The sequence below is a fragment of the Paenibacillus sp. UNC496MF genome, assembly GCF_900113915.1.
In the GTDB taxonomy this organism is placed as follows: Bacteria; Bacillota; Bacilli; order Paenibacillales; family Paenibacillaceae; genus Paenibacillus_Z; species Paenibacillus_Z artemisiicola.
The window spans coordinates 87702-102505 of sequence record NZ_FORE01000016.1 but is presented as its reverse complement, the minus strand read 5'-3'; the positions used below and the strand labels follow the sequence as shown (position 1 = coordinate 102505).

Annotated in this window: 29 protein-coding genes; 1 reads left to right on the top strand and 28 read right to left on the bottom strand. The window is 51.7% G+C overall.

What is annotated here, in order from left to right; translation table 11 throughout:
* Positions 1-11: 11 nt before the first annotated feature.
* The 8 genes from BMZ79_RS26765 to BMZ79_RS34485 form a co-directional block, all read right to left on the bottom strand.
* Positions 12-563, bottom strand: a complete 552-nt coding sequence (locus BMZ79_RS26765; RefSeq protein ID WP_090646347.1) for a stage V sporulation T C-terminal domain-containing protein — start codon at positions 561-563, stop codon at positions 12-14.
* Positions 560-1039 carry a hypothetical protein gene (locus BMZ79_RS26760; protein WP_090646345.1) on the bottom strand — a complete coding sequence of 160 codons (480 nt, stop codon included), beginning with the start codon at positions 1037-1039 and terminating at the stop codon, positions 560-562. Before BMZ79_RS26760 ends, BMZ79_RS26765 begins: the two co-directional genes overlap by 4 nt.
* Complete coding sequence (locus BMZ79_RS26755; RefSeq protein WP_090646342.1) at positions 1023-1298, bottom strand: hypothetical protein; 276 nt, start codon at positions 1296-1298, stop codon at positions 1023-1025. The genes BMZ79_RS26760 and BMZ79_RS26755 overlap by 17 nt, the downstream gene beginning before the upstream one ends.
* Positions 1276-1881 carry a hypothetical protein gene (locus BMZ79_RS26750; RefSeq protein ID WP_090646339.1) on the bottom strand — a complete coding sequence of 202 codons (606 nt, stop codon included), beginning with the start codon at positions 1879-1881 and terminating at the stop codon, positions 1276-1278. The genes BMZ79_RS26755 and BMZ79_RS26750 overlap by 23 nt, the downstream gene beginning before the upstream one ends.
* Before the next feature lie 9 nt (positions 1882-1890).
* Positions 1891-2361 (bottom strand): hypothetical protein, encoded by a 471-nt coding sequence (locus BMZ79_RS26745; protein ID WP_090646337.1) that lies wholly within the window; start codon positions 2359-2361, stop codon positions 1891-1893.
* Positions 2362-2599: 238 nt separating this feature from the next.
* On the bottom strand, positions 2600-3193 hold the full coding sequence (locus BMZ79_RS26735) for a hypothetical protein (RefSeq protein WP_090646332.1): 594 nt from the start codon (positions 3191-3193) through the stop codon (positions 2600-2602).
* Positions 3165-3422 carry a hypothetical protein gene (locus BMZ79_RS26730; protein ID WP_090646329.1) on the bottom strand — a complete coding sequence of 86 codons (258 nt, stop codon included), beginning with the start codon at positions 3420-3422 and terminating at the stop codon, positions 3165-3167. The genes BMZ79_RS26735 and BMZ79_RS26730 overlap by 29 nt, the downstream gene beginning before the upstream one ends.
* Positions 3422-3943, bottom strand: coding sequence for a hypothetical protein (locus tag BMZ79_RS34485; protein ID WP_090646326.1), 522 nt, complete (start codon positions 3941-3943; stop codon positions 3422-3424). The genes BMZ79_RS26730 and BMZ79_RS34485 overlap by 1 nt, the downstream gene beginning before the upstream one ends.
* 214 nt (positions 3944-4157) lie before the next feature.
* Between BMZ79_RS34485 and BMZ79_RS34480 the strand changes: the two genes are divergently transcribed.
* Positions 4158-4532 (top strand): helix-turn-helix domain-containing protein, encoded by a 375-nt coding sequence (locus BMZ79_RS34480; protein ID WP_090646323.1) that lies wholly within the window; start codon positions 4158-4160, stop codon positions 4530-4532.
* Between the two features lies 1 nt (position 4533).
* Here BMZ79_RS34480 and BMZ79_RS26715 read toward each other — a convergent pair whose 3' ends face one another.
* The 20 genes from BMZ79_RS26715 to BMZ79_RS26620 form a co-directional block, all read right to left on the bottom strand.
* Positions 4534-5085, bottom strand: a complete 552-nt coding sequence (locus tag BMZ79_RS26715; RefSeq protein ID WP_090646321.1) for a hypothetical protein — start codon at positions 5083-5085, stop codon at positions 4534-4536.
* Between the two features lie 362 nt (positions 5086-5447).
* The gene (locus BMZ79_RS26710) at positions 5448-5786 is read right to left on the bottom strand and encodes a hypothetical protein (RefSeq protein ID WP_090646318.1); all 339 of its coding nucleotides are present in this window, start codon (positions 5784-5786) and stop codon (positions 5448-5450) included.
* A 42-nt stretch (positions 5787-5828) separates the two neighbouring features.
* Positions 5829-6083, bottom strand: coding sequence for a hypothetical protein (locus BMZ79_RS26705; protein WP_090646315.1), 255 nt, complete (start codon positions 6081-6083; stop codon positions 5829-5831).
* A 24-nt stretch (positions 6084-6107) separates the two neighbouring features.
* The gene (locus tag BMZ79_RS26700) at positions 6108-6386 is read right to left on the bottom strand and encodes a hypothetical protein (protein WP_090646313.1); all 279 of its coding nucleotides are present in this window, start codon (positions 6384-6386) and stop codon (positions 6108-6110) included.
* Between the two features lie 110 nt (positions 6387-6496).
* Complete coding sequence (locus BMZ79_RS33885) at positions 6497-6763, bottom strand: hypothetical protein (RefSeq protein WP_143089121.1); 267 nt, start codon at positions 6761-6763, stop codon at positions 6497-6499.
* The gene (locus BMZ79_RS26695; RefSeq protein ID WP_090646310.1) at positions 6748-7074 is read right to left on the bottom strand and encodes a hypothetical protein; all 327 of its coding nucleotides are present in this window, start codon (positions 7072-7074) and stop codon (positions 6748-6750) included. The genes BMZ79_RS33885 and BMZ79_RS26695 overlap by 16 nt, the downstream gene beginning before the upstream one ends.
* Positions 7071-7313, bottom strand: a complete 243-nt coding sequence (locus BMZ79_RS26690; RefSeq protein ID WP_143089120.1) for a hypothetical protein — start codon at positions 7311-7313, stop codon at positions 7071-7073. Before BMZ79_RS26690 ends, BMZ79_RS26695 begins: the two co-directional genes overlap by 4 nt.
* A gap of 2 nt (positions 7314-7315) precedes the next feature.
* A complete protein-coding gene (locus BMZ79_RS26685; RefSeq protein WP_090646304.1) occupies positions 7316-7588 on the bottom strand; it encodes a hypothetical protein in 273 nt (90 codons plus the stop codon).
* A gap of 12 nt (positions 7589-7600) precedes the next feature.
* A complete protein-coding gene (locus BMZ79_RS26680; RefSeq protein ID WP_090646301.1) occupies positions 7601-7858 on the bottom strand; it encodes a hypothetical protein in 258 nt (85 codons plus the stop codon).
* Positions 7855-8049 carry a hypothetical protein gene (locus tag BMZ79_RS26675; RefSeq protein WP_090646299.1) on the bottom strand — a complete coding sequence of 65 codons (195 nt, stop codon included), beginning with the start codon at positions 8047-8049 and terminating at the stop codon, positions 7855-7857. Before BMZ79_RS26675 ends, BMZ79_RS26680 begins: the two co-directional genes overlap by 4 nt.
* Before the next feature lie 103 nt (positions 8050-8152).
* Positions 8153-9034, bottom strand: coding sequence for a hypothetical protein (locus BMZ79_RS26670; RefSeq protein WP_090646296.1), 882 nt, complete (start codon positions 9032-9034; stop codon positions 8153-8155).
* A gap of 1387 nt (positions 9035-10421) precedes the next feature.
* On the bottom strand, positions 10422-10685 hold the full coding sequence (locus BMZ79_RS26660; RefSeq protein WP_090646291.1) for a hypothetical protein: 264 nt from the start codon (positions 10683-10685) through the stop codon (positions 10422-10424).
* Positions 10686-10696: 11 nt separating this feature from the next.
* Positions 10697-10939 (bottom strand): hypothetical protein, encoded by a 243-nt coding sequence (locus BMZ79_RS26655; protein WP_090646288.1) that lies wholly within the window; start codon positions 10937-10939, stop codon positions 10697-10699.
* Positions 10936-11169, bottom strand: coding sequence for a hypothetical protein (locus tag BMZ79_RS26650; protein ID WP_090646286.1), 234 nt, complete (start codon positions 11167-11169; stop codon positions 10936-10938). Before BMZ79_RS26650 ends, BMZ79_RS26655 begins: the two co-directional genes overlap by 4 nt.
* A gap of 6 nt (positions 11170-11175) precedes the next feature.
* Positions 11176-11388: a hypothetical protein gene (locus BMZ79_RS26645; protein ID WP_090646284.1), complete on the bottom strand. Its 213-nt coding sequence runs from the start codon at positions 11386-11388 to the stop codon at positions 11176-11178.
* Between the two features lie 136 nt (positions 11389-11524).
* A complete protein-coding gene (gene dnaN / locus BMZ79_RS26640) occupies positions 11525-12835 on the bottom strand; it encodes a DNA polymerase III subunit beta (protein WP_090646281.1) in 1311 nt (436 codons plus the stop codon).
* A gap of 65 nt (positions 12836-12900) precedes the next feature.
* On the bottom strand, positions 12901-13206 hold the full coding sequence (locus BMZ79_RS26635; protein ID WP_090646278.1) for a hypothetical protein: 306 nt from the start codon (positions 13204-13206) through the stop codon (positions 12901-12903).
* Between the two features lie 47 nt (positions 13207-13253).
* Entirely contained in the window at positions 13254-14141 is an 888-nt protein-coding gene (locus tag BMZ79_RS26630; RefSeq protein ID WP_177222359.1) for an SAM-dependent DNA methyltransferase, read from the bottom strand.
* Positions 14134-14373 (bottom strand): hypothetical protein, encoded by a 240-nt coding sequence (locus BMZ79_RS26625; protein WP_090646276.1) that lies wholly within the window; start codon positions 14371-14373, stop codon positions 14134-14136. The genes BMZ79_RS26630 and BMZ79_RS26625 overlap by 8 nt, the downstream gene beginning before the upstream one ends.
* 2 nt (positions 14374-14375) lie before the next feature.
* The gene (locus tag BMZ79_RS26620) at positions 14376-14648 is read right to left on the bottom strand and encodes a hypothetical protein (RefSeq protein ID WP_090646273.1); all 273 of its coding nucleotides are present in this window, start codon (positions 14646-14648) and stop codon (positions 14376-14378) included.
* Between the last annotated feature and the right edge of the window lie 156 nt (positions 14649-14804).

Genomic DNA, 14804 nt, shown 5'->3' with positions numbered 1-14804 from the left:
GGGCGCTCTCCTTAATGCTCCAGCTGCTTGGCAAGAAAAGATGCGGCGGTTTCCGCCATCTTGAGTTCCATCGTGCCCAAGCCTGTCGCATGTTCTCTGCTGAAGATAACGATGCAGCCGACGCTTCCACCATCAACGATGATCGGCGTCATAACGTAAGCCGCGACTTGTTCTTTGTTGCCAGCAGTAAATTCAACGGCGTAGAATACTTGGTCGCCGTTGAATTTCAACGTAGATCGCCGCGATTCCATTGCATCGCGAATTGTTGGACCAATTTCATCCGGCAGATACGGGCGCTTGAGTCCGCCCACGGCAACCACATTATCCATGTCAGTGATCAAAACATAGTGCCCTGTGGATTCGAAGAGCGACTCAGCATATTCTTTGGCGAAGTCAGCCATGTTGCCGATCGCTTGATATTTCTTCATAGAGATGCTGCCGTCGCCGTTGGCGAAAATCTCAATTGGATCACCATCGCGAAGCCGCATGATCCTGCGAATCTCCTTCGGAATCACAACGCGCCCCAAATCATCAATGCGTCTTACGATACCTGTAGCTTTCATACATACTCCTCCTCGCGGATTTTCAGCAGAGGCTCTTTGTCGCCCCAGAGCCTTTCAATATCACGTTTATAGATGTAGTCCCCCTTGAGCGATTCGCTGATGTCCAGAATCACGACATCTTGGCCAGCCCACTTATCGAACTGCCAGTCAAAATCCTCCGCGAAGTCGTAATACTTCTGCTTCACGCCGTTGCGGATTGGACGCTGCAGGAAAAAGCCAGCGCCGATCATGTAACGGGGGCGAGTAGGGTTCCGACGTTCTTTCCAGAATGCATCGTACTCAGCAGGGTAGAGGGCGCCTTTCGGGAATACATGCGTGAACTCGGTCATCGGCTGATTCGTCTTTGTCTTGATTGCGTGCAGCTTCGTCAGCAGCTGATGCACCTCATCGAGCGTATCGAGAAAGACGACGACTTCCTTATCAGAGAACTCGGCTTCCCGGTGCAGTACAATATATTTATCATTGGACAAACTCATATTTTTCCTCCTTGGCTATGGCTTCTATCATGCCATCCACAAATTCTTTTACATGCATCTCGCCAATGTCTTTACCCTGCTGCAGCGTGAGGATTACATCAAACTCTTGTTCGATTTTTCCGATCATCTGATCAAATTCATCCTGGCTGCCATAGCAGTACATGATCTCCGACTCTTTGACGCTCGAAGCGCCAAGGCCCGGATAATTGCTGTTGCGAGAAATGATGTTCAGAATTTTAATCCTCGTTAAGTCCGGCATCACGTAGCCTCTCTTTCAGCCGAATGATTTCTTCCTGTAGAGCATAGCGTTCTTCTTCCCAACCGTGATTTGCGAAGGCGATCGGCAGGGTAGAGAGCTGCTCTTTCAGCTGCTGGATCTCTGCTTCTTGCTGATTCAGCTTCTCGCCGACAGATAGATCGCCATTCAAGTTGGCGATTCGGATCTCATAACGCTTGGACTTGTCCGGCGTTTCCATGGTCATGGTCAAGAAGTTCTTGCCGCCGTTCTGCTCGAACAGCTCCACGAGCAGCTGCAAGAATACACGACCAAGTTCACCGTTGACACTCATGCGCAGGCCGCCATCTTCTTCGCGGACATTCGAGAACTCGACTTCATCTTCGCGCACTACGCGGAAGCCGGAGACATTCGAGAAGTCAGGGATGGTTTTCCCTGTATAAGTCAGGCGCCATTTACCGTCCGTCATCTGCTCCAGATAGATGAACTCCTTATCACTGGTGTTCACCTTGGCCGCCATACCGATCTCCAGCTCGATGCTGGGCGTATCGTCGTTGTGAATGATCTCGATGGCGCGTCTTGTTTCGCCGAATTTCATACTGTCCATAGGAGCCTCCTAATGTTTTCTCGGCTGCTCGAGCACGAGTCGGCCGTCTTGATAAAGCTTGGTCAGGTGATGGCCGATCATCTTCTCTGGGATCGGCAGGGGGCCATACTTGCATGCCGCGCAGCAGGCGTAAGTAACATTGACGTCCGAGTCACGCCATTCTGCAGTCGGCAGTTTCGGCCGCACCAGCATCGTGTAGACGGCGCGGTACCGGACCGGCTGAATATCGAACACGACAGCCTTGCAGTAATCGCATTTGAAAGGGAGAAAGCCATCGAACAGATCGCCTTGGTTATGCACGGGCTGATCCTGCCGGTAGTTCGTCATCCGCTCATGATCGTAGACCTCGTAGATAAAGCCGTGCATGGGGGACTCCCGAAATTCATAGCGGCCACGCTCTGCAATATGCAGCTCCCGCCGCCGGTGACTCCGGTGGTCGGTGCGCTGCTTTTTGAAATTGTTGAGCGATACATATGCCATGGCTAATTCCTCCAGAGCTTTATAATTGTCCCGTGCGCAAAGGTTATTTCCTCCGGATCCCCGGCACCGGTGAATAGGAGGGTGATACCAAGTTCGTCGTATTTCAGGACGACCCCAGTATAAAGCCCAGCGTCCGTCACTAAAGAATCGCCCATGATTAAGATGGTGATTTTATTACCGATTTCAAAGTCAACCGAATATCGACGCAGGGGGCTGATATAGGATGACAGGAGCTCCATTAGAAATTGCTCAGGTCATTGACCAGGTGGACCACGTTATTCTCGACGAGGATTTGGCTGATTTCTTCCTTGTCCGTGTAGAAGTCATCGAACTTGTCCTCGACGAACTCCCGAATGTCATCGCCGCCGCTCAGTGTATAGCCGTGAATCAGCTGATCGATTGGCAGTCCACTTTCTTTGACGGCGGTTTCGGGATCCGTATAGACGTCTCCGTATTCGATGTCCGTTCCGGGCACCGCCCATGCATCCAGGACGACAATCTCGCGGTCAAGTTCCAGCTCGTCCAGCGCGGTGTCGATGGACTCATTGATCCTGGAACAGATCCAGTTTTCGACGCCCTTACGTGACAGGCGGATCTGATCTTCGGTTAGCTGAATACTTCGCGCCCGCGCGCGCTCCACGATCTGCGCACGAACGAAGGCACCGGTCAGATGCTCTAGGGCGGGGGAGAAGGAAACCGGGCACCAGTGGCGGCCACCGATGATACCGATTTCGCAGTGGTCCCGCGTTTCGTAGTCATGTGGTCCAATCAGGCGATGGTTCGTGTTCCATTTCTCGATAAATTCACCGAACGTCATCAGGGTCATGCTCATTGTCATCACTCTCCTTGAGGGTTAATGGTGTCTCTTTCAGGTAATGCATTCGTTTGAGTTCGTGCCCGCAGGCGCTCCACATGATTGGATTCTGCAGGGAGTAGGGGATGTAATCGTAATATTGCAGCCGATTGCAAACATGACATTTGAGCCACTGCCGCGACCATCCCTCGGCCATGATCGGAGGCCACTGCGCATTCCATAGCGTATAGGCCTCGACCAGTTCCATTAGAAGAAGAACTCCTTCGCACATTCCGCATTGCGGCAGCGGTACCGATGGACATTGACCTCCAGCTCGTAGCTTTTACCGTCCCATTCGCCAGCTTCCACAAAGGCACCACTGACATTCTCAGCATCAGATAAGCATTTCGGACACTTCAGATCGTCCGGATTCTCCACGGCAGACGATTCAGATTCCAAAGGCTCTATAGGCGTCAACCCGATTTCTTCGGTGGTCGATGTCTGATAGCAGTAAGCGCAGGTAAACTCCGTACCAGCTGTAGCATGCTGGATCCGAACAAACACAGCATCCGGATCGCCGCCGGAGAAGTCGTCGTGCGTTGCAGCATTCCATTCAAGCTGGCTGCCGGCATGTTTGCATTTGGGGCAGATGATATTCGCATCGCTCGTTCCGAGATCAGGAAGCTCTCGGCTATTGTCGAAGTCGATGATGACGACAGGTACTTCAAACGGATTGGATGCAACCTCAGCGACGCCGCCGTTTACATGGATCACAATTGACTTGTCCATAAATCCTCCTTGCTCGTTCCAATATCGAAGAAAATTTTTTTTGAAATTTTGGCCCTATAAGGGATTTGACACAAGATCACTAGCTCCTAAATACCTGTTGGTTTTGCCTATAGAGAACAAATCCGTCGCAATCATTCTCTATAAACAAATATTGCATACAGAGAACAGCGATGATACACTAGAGCCAATTCAAATATTTAGGAGGTTTTGGTCAATGGTCTTTGATCCAAGGAAGCTTGCCTTGCTCATCTCAAGTGCGCAAGGTAGTCGTTCAATGAATGCTTTAGCCCGTGAAGCAGATGTCGCCGTATCGTATATTTCGCGTCTTTTGCGAGGTAAGATTGATTCGCCGCCATCTGCTCAATTTCTCAAGAAAATCGCTGATGTTTCCGTAGGAGACATTACATACACTGACCTGATGCAAGCAGCAGGGCACTTAAGCGAAGCTGAAATCAATGAACTTCAGAATAACGATAGCCAAGATATTAATTGGAAAGAGAGAGCCTTAATTGCTGAGGCTGAGAATAACGAATTGAAAAGAACATTGAAAATGATTCAGAATTTTTGCGAACGCCACATTGCTGAATAAATTACAATGCAACGGTGGAATCGGGCAGGGAAGACAAGATCTTGTTGAAGTCACAATCACTTAGCAGCTTAAGCAGCTTTTCAACCTTTGGGGCTCTCCATGCCGTCATGGCATAAGTGTGAGCTTCTTTGGTGTAATGATAGTGATTGGATTCGATATGCTGTTTAGCTTCAGCCTTCGTCAGGAACATCGTATTTTCTCTGATGAAATGTTCCTTTCTCTCGCCGAACATATAGGCATCTTCATCGATGTGCTCCTGGATCCAATCGAAAACGGCGCTATGATCGCCGAGATCGAGTTCATTCCAAGCTTCACGAGCGTCATCTTCCAGATCGTCGAGGTCCAGATTTTTGATGTAATCGTCAATCGTGGAAGCTTCGCCATCAATGGGGAGATACACGGAATAGCGCTCGGCATTACCGTCAGGAGTGCCAATCCATCTATAATCACCGACAGTCCAAAAGCGGGGAGCAGCCTGGCTGTCACGGTCTTGGGTGTTCAATTCATCCTGCAGCTCCTTGAGGAACTGTAAATCTTCGATGAGATTGCTCATAAAAATACCTCCTAAATTGCTGGACCATGTAGTGCGGCCATCCCTGTGGGGGAGTTATCATCTGGGGCGTACCAGTTCACGTCTGTGCCGCTGTTGTGCCCTTCGACACCGCAGCAGACGCAGTACATGTCATATGTGACCTGTACCATACCTACGCCAACATCAACGTATTCGGATTGATCATCACATACCTCTCCACAGACTGGACAATTTTCACCCGCACGAAAGCCTCGAAGCATGTTGTGCTCAACGAGATAGCGAAAGAGAAGATTCATTCGTTTACACAATCCTTCTATACTTTATTACTTTAACGCACTACTTCATAAAAGCGGCATTTTGTACATATGTCTAACCATGCGCCGTTACTGCGTTTTTTGGTCAGCTCCGATCCGGTTGAGGCATTCGCGGGCATTCCATCCTTGATCGTTTTTTATATTCGGTCCATAACCGGCATGGAGCGGCCCATAATTAAATTCATCCGCGTACCACTTCACACATTCCAGCAGCGCCGCCTTGTCGGCTATCAGCTGTTCGATTTCTAACGATTGTCGCCGCTGAATTTCAAACGCCTCTTGCGGTGATACCTTGCACATAGACCACGCTTGGAGACGCTCGTTTTCCTGTTTGAGCGCGGCGTTCTCGGCTTGCAGTTTTTCGTAATCATCGCGCAGTTTCAGCCACGGCTCCATGTCTCTACCCATCTCTTATAACCTCCTCTGGGGGCTCTACAGCCCCCGCGTTGCTTATTCGGCCGGCTCGATGGCCTTCGCGTTAATGGACATCATGCCTAACCGAGTTGCTGCAGCCTCTTCACGCGCAACAAAATGATCATGAACGAATTGCACTTTATCCTTATCGGACATTGCAATATCCTGCGTATCGCGCAGCTCTCTAAGATAAGCGATCAGGTCGGTCGCATTCACAACATGCGTAAGTCCCGCGATAACCTGGTTCACTTCTTTATCTGTGAGCGCGTACAGCTTTGAATTTGGCTTCATGAACAACCTCCCTGTGAGTGTGCTTTAGGCTCCTTTTGCCACGTTAGATTTTGCGAGCATTTCACGCTCAATTTTGCGCTCTTGGTGTTCCTTCTCGGCCTGGGCATGGATCTTCTGGATTGTTTTTTCTCCTACGCCGCGGGTATTCTGGATGGCAGAAATCCAAACCCCGTTCGCTGCATCCGCGCCGACCTTAATTCCATCCAGGAAGGCTGCTTGAATATCCTTCTGGGCAACACCAGCCTTCAGGCCAGCCTCGAATCCTTCGCGCCTTGCTGCTTCCAATTTCTTTTGCATGCTCATATCGAGTTATTACCCCCTCGTTCGTTGTTTATGTAGCAGTCGCCCACGTCAGGGCAGAAGACATCTGTAATGCCATACATTCTGTGCAGATAAGCGTTCACGGGCTACATTCAGCCCTCCGTGATCGTCAAATCAATGATGGCATCATCGCGATATTTGCGTCCGTCATCTTCAATGAAGTGATCGTCGCCTTGATATAGTGTGTTGCCGCAGGACGGGCACGTCATGCTGACGCACTCTTCCTCCCATTCGATTGGATCCACCTTTACACGTGATTCAAAGCAGCATTCATTACTCGGGCTCTCATGATCTGTCGGATGCAGCAGCGCTCGCCGGTAATGACCGCAATAGACGATGACGATCAGGCTTTCGGACATGCTGCACCTGCTTCGAGCATCTTGGCGAGTCGATCGACGATCCTTTGTATGCGTCGGCTCTGCGCTTTGCGCATCATTTCTTCGATCTCCTCGGCAGGCGCCTCGAGCATCTTGTTTTTAAATTTCCGGTCAATCTTGATATACATGGCATGGTGGTCGAGCGGCGCTTTAATTCTTGCGCCCTTTAGCTCTTTGCCGAAGACGTCCCGCAAGACCGTGATCTTCGCATTCTTCGCGCCATTATCGATCAGGTTGCCGATGTACAGTTTTTTGGTCCGTTGCGTCGTTCGGTGGTAAATCGCGAGGCTCATGATTTGTCTTCTTCCTGTTCTTTATAGACGGTCCAACCGTCATGCTCGCCGAGGATCACGATGCCCGCGAGCTCCGGCTCGAAAGCCTTGACCTTATACGTCGGCTCGACGTAATATTCGATGCTGCTGCGATCCTGAATAACGCAGCCGTACTTGCCGTAATCCTCCTGTACGTGCAGAGAATCCTCCGGGATCCCGGTCACAACAGAAGCAGCCTTGAGACATTTTTCGCTTGGCATGTTCAGTCCTCCAGTCGATTGATCGAGTAATCCATCTTGCCGGTTGTTAGATCGATCGCATGAAGTTGGAACTGCGCGACGACAGCGCGGTCATCAAAGTTTTCGGCATCCAGAACTTGCTGTGCAGCCTTCTCAGATGGGAGCAGGCATTGTGGGTTTGGGTTTGTGCAGCAGATGAACTGCTCAGCGTCCGCGTCCCAGATGTCGGCTTGCTCCGGATCGTTAAGGTAGAGAATGCAGAAAAATAATCCTGGCCATGCGTGTTCTTTTGGCATAATGATGCCTCCTTATTCAAATGTTATGGTCACTTTATTGTGCGGAATGATCTCCAGATCGGCGTATTTATTCTCCAGCTTCGCTTGCAGCGACGCCAGGGAGCTGCAATTTAAGGTCAGTCGATCACCAGACTGCAGGTCAACGATATCCCAGTCCATGCCCGAATTATGCGTGACCTTTCCATAGAAGACGGAATCGTGTTCCTTGAATTTCACGAAGCTCGAATGTTGAAGATTCGGTTTGACGAATAGATTATCGATGATGTTCACGCTTCAGCCTCTTCCTCATTATTTTGAGACGGTAGTATCCTTACTTCATATTGATCCGCATTACATTCCAGGTCTTCCGCCAGAATGATGTCTCGGCAGTCCACGATGTCGATCATGCCAGCCACGTACAAGCCATGCTTTTTAGACAGCTTACTTAAATCCTTCAGGAATGCCTTGATCTTGTCGTCCATTGCGACTCACCGCCGGTTTGCGATAATACTTGCGTATTATGATCTCCTTGCCGATGTACACGGCAACGAACAGAAATGCGTATAGGTAATCCATGCTGCCCCCCTAAAATAGCGTGTAATAGATGTCGAGCTGGCCCTTTTGCGCGAAGTCGGCCATTCGTTCTACGTTCGCCATGGCTTGCTCGACCTTAGATCGGCCACCACGGTCCCGCACGAAGCTCGCGCTCGTGTTCCAAGCGGTACCATCGACGCTGAAGATGCCTCGCAGCTTATCGATCAACCGCTTCTTGTCCAGCGTACCGAGGAGATGGAACTTGATGGCCGGGTAACGGATGGCGATCTGATTGGCCCAAGCAGCCCGCAGACTTGGCTTGATGCCGACGCTGCCGCCAAGCGCAATGTAATCGGCGCCGGCCACCACGTACTCATCGAGATATCGGAAGTCGTGGCCATAATGAAAGACCGGCAGCACGTTGTGGCCAAGCGCGCGCATCGTGTAATACGAGAACAGCGTCATATCTGGATCATGCCGATCGTCAAGCACGACGATCTGATCGATGTATTCAGAATGTGCATCGACCCATTCGACGTAATGATGCAGCAGCCAGAGGTCCAGGTCCTCCCTCTCCTCTACCTCGCCTCGCTCGTCGTATTCAGCGACAAACGGATCCAAGGCGTACAGGTCATATCGGATCGCCGATGCGGCCGCCTCCGGCGTCCCATGCTGGTTGCCGTACATCTCGAAGACGTCATAGATCCCGAGACTTCGCCCCTGGTTGTTGAACGTGTAGGCGCCGCAGTCAATCATGATGTGCGGCCGATACCCGATCTGCGCGACAAAATCGGACAAATCCTGATGCCGCCAGAGCGCATACGACATCAGTAGGTTCTCTGGCCGCTTCCGGCGGATCACCTCGATCTCGTCAGCCCGGGGCGACATGGCAAAATAGACGTGCTGCAGTTTGAACTGGACGTTTATTTTCATAAATCCACCACCCGATATTCAATTTTATTCAGGGCAGATTTCACTATCCGCCGTATGTAGTGCTGTTGGTCAAGATCATGAGACCGCTTATCACGGGCCCATTACAAAGTTCGTCCCCTTGAGAGAGGGCCATTGCGCTGCTCTTTCCATTGGGATTAAGAGGCTGACTGCCAGATCGGACAAGCAGTGATCAGTCCGAGACGCCATACGGCACCAGACCATAGCCGTCTCGGACGAGTTGCTTCAGAATCTGGACTAACTGCTCAAACCACCGGCCGCGGCGCCGGGGAGCGCTATGGTCCACTACCTCGAATGGCCCCCTTTCAAGGGGACGAACCTGGATTACTCCATTCAACACACAGGCTGCAGGGCCAACATTCATATGGACATGAGCCGTTTTTCGGATAAGATCGATCTTGCTTATAGAGGGGCTCCCGGTATGCTCGTCCATAACACAAAAACGAATCTCCATCATATCCTACCTTGCGGAGAATGTGGCAGCCGCTTCAACCATAAAGCCTGCGCAGTAGCATAATGCCGGTAACCTACAGCGCTTATATAAACGCGCTCACGTTTGTTGTGGTCAGCTTTGATAGATTGGGAATTGAACCCGCGCCTTCACGCCTCCCTCCTACCCGCCGAAGCAAGTGGAGCATCTAACAAGCTTTTCCTGAAACATTGCAAACGGGGAACTGACGGCCTTTACCTATGTGCTGAATGCAGCGTCCGATCCGAAGATCGGACGAACATGCCAATGACGTCGTTACTATGCGCGATTTCAGGTCGCGTCGGCTGCTCTACTACGCAAAGCGCCCGAGCACTTGATATTAACCTACTCTCGATCGTCACAGCTTTCGATAACCCTCACCCGCCGCTTGGTCATCATGGGGAGCCCACACCCTGCTCGCCTTCTCTGTAGGTTTACAGCTTATCCTCTGCTGGCGCTTGTGGCGACTTCCAGTCAATTCACGAGGGGACTGGCAAAACCCCACAGGACAAGCCTGCATGCGCTAATTATCGCATTGCGCCTCACTGCGTATCGCTTTAAGGACCATCAGCCAGCATTGAGTCGGAATCGAAGCATCTTCGGCTCTTCACCTACTGCACGTTCGGCATACCTGCCTACTTGTGCCTCGATCTCGTGCTCGCCAGCGTATATCCCGGGCTTGCCACGATAAAACCCATCCCATTCTTCGTATTTTGCAGGGGGAACATAACGGGAAGAAAACAAACCCCCAATCAAAACGGGATCTGGCATGGGGCGTCCACCCATGCACGGTGAGATTTGCACCCTGCGGGACTCACCGGAAGTCTGCTCTGCGTCTTTACCGATTCCGCCACAGATCCCGTACTGATTGGGAGGCAGGATCGAAATCCTGCTGCCTTCTTACGCAAGCTTTACCGAGTCCGCATTCGGAGCGTAGAAATCGGAGAGTGTGCTTTTGCCGCCGCGCTCGACTTCCACAAGCAACCTACGATAGGTCTTCACTCCTTTTTCAAATTGAATGCGGCTCAACGAGAGCTTATCAACCAGAAAGAGCTTAGTGAACCCATCTTCGTCCGGCGCGATCTCTGCGATCACCTTGCCGGTCAGATCCTTGTGTTTGCCTTTTGCATGGTGCTTCCACGTCACTTTATCTCCGATGTTCATACATGCCCCTCCTATAATCTTGCTTTCTCAGAAAATCTTTTGATTTCGTTGAGCGTTCCAAAATACTTTAAGGCAGTTTCAAGTGGCATCGTAAACGAGATGGTCACGCTGTCCGGCGCATCAGCCAGATCATCATGTTCAGAACGGTCTTGGATAACTGTCTTCTCGCCCGCCTGGTTCATAACAATTCGCGTCGCGCGCCTTATGATCTCATCAGGCAAAACCTGTTTCAGATCCTCAGCTGCTGCACTCATTGCCCCTTCTCCATCGTACCGATGTGCTCCTGGGCGAACATCACGAAATGCGGTTCGCGAATCTCCGTCAGCCATTTGATATAAGCCTTGTTCTCGGCTCCATAAACGCCGCCACGCTTATTCGGTGGAACTTCGTTGACGAACCGTTTCCAAAGCTCCACATGCTTCTCCGGGAAGGCGTCCGCGAAGGCATTCGTGGCAAAGATTGCGCGCTGGATGGCGATGTTCATGCGGGTTCAAATCCCTTCGAGTTGAAATTCCAGCTGCCCTTCGACGTTCTTGTAGATGTCGGACACGACGCCATCTTCAACGATATACACCTCGTCCTGATGGCTGTAGTCTCCATTCTCCAGAGCAACTGCTTGCCCCTTTACCAGACGGAACGGCAACTCATTAATCATATGTTTTGCGGGCACCCCGCGTAATACTTCTTCCATCGTAACCGCCATTACGATCGCTCCCTTTTATATAATGTAATGCGTTACAAAAACAGTATAGCAAGCTAAAGATAAGATTTCAATAGCAATTGCGAGATTTTGGAACAAAAAAGGGCGCAAGCTGTGAACAGCAGCGCCCATTGATCGATTATGCTACTTCTTCGGATTGAGCAGCATACGCGCTTCCGCGTTCCTCAAACGGATCTTCCTCGGTCGGAGCTGGATTGAAGTCCTTGATCTCCGCATCAGGCACCGATTGGCGAACCGGGACAATCAGATCCACGTTCGCATCCGGCACGCCGTTTTGATGCAGCACGAACGGCGCCTGCGGATCATTCATACAGAACTGGACCGTCTCGTGATCCGGAATCGTGCCGAGGAGCTGCACCATATACTTCGAGTTGCAGGTCATCACGACCGGATCGCCGTCGCCTTTCAGCGTGCTGACGTCTTCCTGGAACTTGCCGAGATCACTGTTCGTCAAGACGCGGAGCTGGTTCTCTTTCGGGCGGAAGACAAGGACCACGACGCAGCCATTGGTGGACGCATCATTATACAGCGACGTCCGCTTGAAGATGGCCTTCAGATCGCGCGACGGGATCTGTGCGCTGCTCTTGAAGCCTGGCGGCACGAGCTTGTCGGTGACCGGATACTTGCCCTCCAGAACGCGCGCGTAAAGCGTAACATTGTCCATCTCGTAAACGACATGGGCCTCATCGAAGCTGACCTTTACCATCGTAGTATTCTTCAGCCGGCGCATCACCTCGACCAGCGTAGAAGCCGGCACCGTGTGCGAGAAATCGCCAGTTTCGACCTTCATTTCATAAACCAAACGGCTGAGACGATGACGGTCGGTTGCGATCGTACGGAACATCTGATCGCGCACCTCATGGTTCACGCCTGTCAGGACCGGCTGATCCTGCGCCTTCGATGCGCAGTAAACCGTCTTTTGATACATGTGCAGGAGCGCTGCAGACGGCATCTCGAACGTGTTTTGCTCGCTTACGGCCGGGAATGCCGGATACTGATCGTGATGCTGGCCAGTCAACTGGAACTTGGAGCCCTTGGACTTGATCTCCACTTTCAGGCCGTCGAAGATGAACGTGATGATCTTGCCAGACACCTTATTCACGATCTCATTGAACTGCTTGCCGGGCAGTACAATGCCCGCGGTAAAGCCTTCTTCCAGCATGAATTGCTCGGTATCCGTGATGGATGCCTCCGCGTAGAAGTTGCTGTTCGAGCCCTTAAGCACGATGGACGATTTCGTGGCCAGCATGAAGACGCCGGTTAAAATCGGAATTGCCGATTTCGCATCGACAGATCCTGCCACTTCGCTCAGTGCTTTCTTCAACGCATCCGTCTTGACGGTCAGTTTCGCTTTCTGCGTGGACGTGAATACGGTCGTTTCTGCAGCCTTGATCATTTCACTTTCAGACATCAATTCCTGGGTCATCATGAGTGAACCTCCTCGATTATTCTAAATGGAAACCCGCCGTCAGGCGGAGTACGCCCTCGGATGAACTAACCTTTGACAGCGATACGGATACCGTACATAGATACCGTCTTGACGGCTCCGGCCGGGATCGGTTTCTCGACTTCGCGGAGCAAGGCCACGCTGAACGCATCTACCTTGTCTTCCGTAAGATTCTGCTTCGCGGCTTCCTCGGAGAAGTAACCGACGAGATTGAGCGGTGTGCCGTCATTTGCGACGCCATTCACGGCAAAAGGTACCAGCGTCTCGCCGTCCGGCAGCAGCTCCACCATCTCCAGAATCTGATCCTTGGTTACCGACATCGTGCCAATTAATTTTTGTACAACTGCATTCATGTGTGAATCCTCCTTGTTATCGTTCTTGATAGTAGATAAAGATCATGTCACACCCCCACAAGGTCGAGTGCGAGCTGACCCTCGACGATGCCGCGGCCGCCGAACGATGGAACCAGCTTAATCGCTTCCTCATCGCTGAAGCCCTGCAGGCTTTCTGGATGAAACGCGAACCAAGGCGCGTACCAGTACATTTGAATCTTGCACAGCTTCACGGCAATCATGCTGATGTCCGACGCGAAGCCACGGAGCACATAGTTCGACATCGGCAGCATGATCGCACCGCAGCCGACGCACGGTTCCATGAACGACTGCTTCTTCGCCTTCTCTGGATCCGATCCGGCCATCGTCATCTCGGCCATCAGCATTGTGATGCTCATTGGTGTCGGGAAGTAGCCGAGCCCTGACTTGTAGCCGCGGCTGGTTTGCTCTGATAGCACCATCGACAGGTAGTCGTAAGGGCGATCCAGAACCAGGAACAGATCAAAAGTGCGATAGAAATGCTCATTCACCTGGGGATCGATCTTTGGAGGCTCATTCGTAGCCGCAAAGCCCCACAGGAGCCAATCCGCAAAATCATCCAGCGCACCGTGGGTCCAATGCTGTGATAAACAGTCATTGAGCATCTTCATCGCTGGATTGAGCCGCTCGTCTGCCGATTGGATGAAATCAAGCCGCGGAATCGGCCCGCTGCCGACGATCGTGCCCTTCTGCAGAATGTCTTGCCAGTACGACCAGCGGCCGTGCAGCAGATCGTCGTAGGCGAACAAGAAAGGCAGCAGCCAGCCCCGCTTCTCGTAAACCTCGGAATGATGCATCGGCATGCCGCCGATCGCTTGACCGTAGTCATAGATGCTACGCTGAACGATGATCATCTGCTCTGGCGTGAAACGCTCCATCCGATACAGCGCATCCTTATCGAGCTTCTTCTTAGCCATCGAGCACCTCCTTGATTTTGTACAAGCCAGCAACGGGCGCCTTGCCGAACCAAATGGCGAACCATAGGAAGCCAACCCGACGCATGTTGCTTCCCTTCTGATAAGCCGGCAGCCACCAGATCGGCGGACTGCATTCAAACGCGATGAAGCATTGCTCACCGTTGAACCAGGTCCACCACAAGAACAGCACCGTTTTTGCGCGAATGAACCGCGGACGCAGCTTCCTGAACATTATCAAGGCCGTAACTGGCTAAAGCGCTCTATGGCACGAGCTCGGGCTTTAGCCGGGTTATTGGGATCGAACGAGTAGATCTCCACGCCAGTTTGGCCTGTAGCAGGCACTGTAGCAGGCACAAAGAAAATGCGGGCATCATCTGTCTCGCCATCAAAGCTATGTCCATAGAAATGAAGCTCCATATCTCCGATGGCCTGGTTCAGCTCGTCGCCATCATAGAGATCAACCGAGCTGATGATGCCACCGTCAGTAATAATGCTTACGAAATGCATAATAGCCTCTCCCCTCTCACCGGTGCTGAGACAATCCGCCGCCAACTTTCCAGCTGTTGACCTTGCCACAGGTATTGGTTTGCTTAATCCAATCGGATACTTGTTTTGGAACAATAACGGGGGCGGGTCCGCGCTTGCGCTTAGGTTTTGCGTTTT

Coding starts and splice junctions, on each gene's coding strand:
- BMZ79_RS26700 (WP_090646313.1), bottom strand. CDS start 6,386: ATGAGCATGCAAAAGAAATTGGAAGCAGCAAGGCGCGAAGGATTCGAG.
- BMZ79_RS34485 (WP_090646326.1), bottom strand. CDS start 3,943: ATGGACAAGTCAATTGTGATCCATGTAAACGGCGGCGTCGCTGAGGTT.
- BMZ79_RS26635 (WP_090646278.1), bottom strand. CDS start 13,206: ATGAATGCAGTTGTACAAAAATTAATTGGCACGATGTCGGTAACCAAG.
- BMZ79_RS26755 (WP_090646342.1), bottom strand. CDS start 1,298: ATGCCGGACTTAACGAGGATTAAAATTCTGAACATCATTTCTCGCAAC.
- BMZ79_RS26645 (WP_090646284.1), bottom strand. CDS start 11,388: ATGGCGGTTACGATGGAAGAAGTATTACGCGGGGTGCCCGCAAAACAT.
- BMZ79_RS26670 (WP_090646296.1), bottom strand. CDS start 9,034: ATGAAAATAAACGTCCAGTTCAAACTGCAGCACGTCTATTTTGCCATG.
- BMZ79_RS26735 (WP_090646332.1), bottom strand. CDS start 3,193: ATGAGCATGACCCTGATGACGTTCGGTGAATTTATCGAGAAATGGAAC.
- BMZ79_RS26715 (WP_090646321.1), bottom strand. CDS start 5,085: ATGAGCAATCTCATCGAAGATTTACAGTTCCTCAAGGAGCTGCAGGAT.
- BMZ79_RS34480 (WP_090646323.1), top strand. CDS start 4,158: ATGGTCTTTGATCCAAGGAAGCTTGCCTTGCTCATCTCAAGTGCGCAA.
- BMZ79_RS33885 (WP_143089121.1), bottom strand. CDS start 6,763: ATGTCCGAAAGCCTGATCGTCATCGTCTATTGCGGTCATTACCGGCGA.
- BMZ79_RS26730 (WP_090646329.1), bottom strand. CDS start 3,422: ATGGAACTGGTCGAGGCCTATACGCTATGGAATGCGCAGTGGCCTCCG.
- dnaN (WP_090646281.1), bottom strand. CDS start 12,835: ATGATGACCCAGGAATTGATGTCTGAAAGTGAAATGATCAAGGCTGCA.
- BMZ79_RS26690 (WP_143089120.1), bottom strand. CDS start 7,313: ATGCCAAGCGAAAAATGTCTCAAGGCTGCTTCTGTTGTGACCGGGATC.
- BMZ79_RS26685 (WP_090646304.1), bottom strand. CDS start 7,588: ATGCCAAAAGAACACGCATGGCCAGGATTATTTTTCTGCATTCTCTAC.
- BMZ79_RS26625 (WP_090646276.1), bottom strand. CDS start 14,373: ATGTTCAGGAAGCTGCGTCCGCGGTTCATTCGCGCAAAAACGGTGCTG.
- BMZ79_RS26750 (WP_090646339.1), bottom strand. CDS start 1,881: ATGGACAGTATGAAATTCGGCGAAACAAGACGCGCCATCGAGATCATT.
- BMZ79_RS26650 (WP_090646286.1), bottom strand. CDS start 11,169: ATGAACATCGCCATCCAGCGCGCAATCTTTGCCACGAATGCCTTCGCG.
- BMZ79_RS26710 (WP_090646318.1), bottom strand. CDS start 5,786: ATGGGTAGAGACATGGAGCCGTGGCTGAAACTGCGCGATGATTACGAA.
- BMZ79_RS26655 (WP_090646288.1), bottom strand. CDS start 10,939: ATGAGTGCAGCAGCTGAGGATCTGAAACAGGTTTTGCCTGATGAGATC.
- BMZ79_RS26695 (WP_090646310.1), bottom strand. CDS start 7,074: ATGAGCCTCGCGATTTACCACCGAACGACGCAACGGACCAAAAAACTG.
- BMZ79_RS26705 (WP_090646315.1), bottom strand. CDS start 6,083: ATGAAGCCAAATTCAAAGCTGTACGCGCTCACAGATAAAGAAGTGAAC.
- BMZ79_RS26745 (WP_090646337.1), bottom strand. CDS start 2,361: ATGGCATATGTATCGCTCAACAATTTCAAAAAGCAGCGCACCGACCAC.
- BMZ79_RS26660 (WP_090646291.1), bottom strand. CDS start 10,685: ATGAACATCGGAGATAAAGTGACGTGGAAGCACCATGCAAAAGGCAAA.
- BMZ79_RS26760 (WP_090646345.1), bottom strand. CDS start 1,039: ATGAGTTTGTCCAATGATAAATATATTGTACTGCACCGGGAAGCCGAG.
- BMZ79_RS26630 (WP_177222359.1), bottom strand. CDS start 14,141: ATGGCTAAGAAGAAGCTCGATAAGGATGCGCTGTATCGGATGGAGCGT.
- BMZ79_RS26620 (WP_090646273.1), bottom strand. CDS start 14,648: ATGCATTTCGTAAGCATTATTACTGACGGTGGCATCATCAGCTCGGTT.
- BMZ79_RS26765 (WP_090646347.1), bottom strand. CDS start 563: ATGAAAGCTACAGGTATCGTAAGACGCATTGATGATTTGGGGCGCGTT.
- BMZ79_RS26675 (WP_090646299.1), bottom strand. CDS start 8,049: ATGGACGACAAGATCAAGGCATTCCTGAAGGATTTAAGTAAGCTGTCT.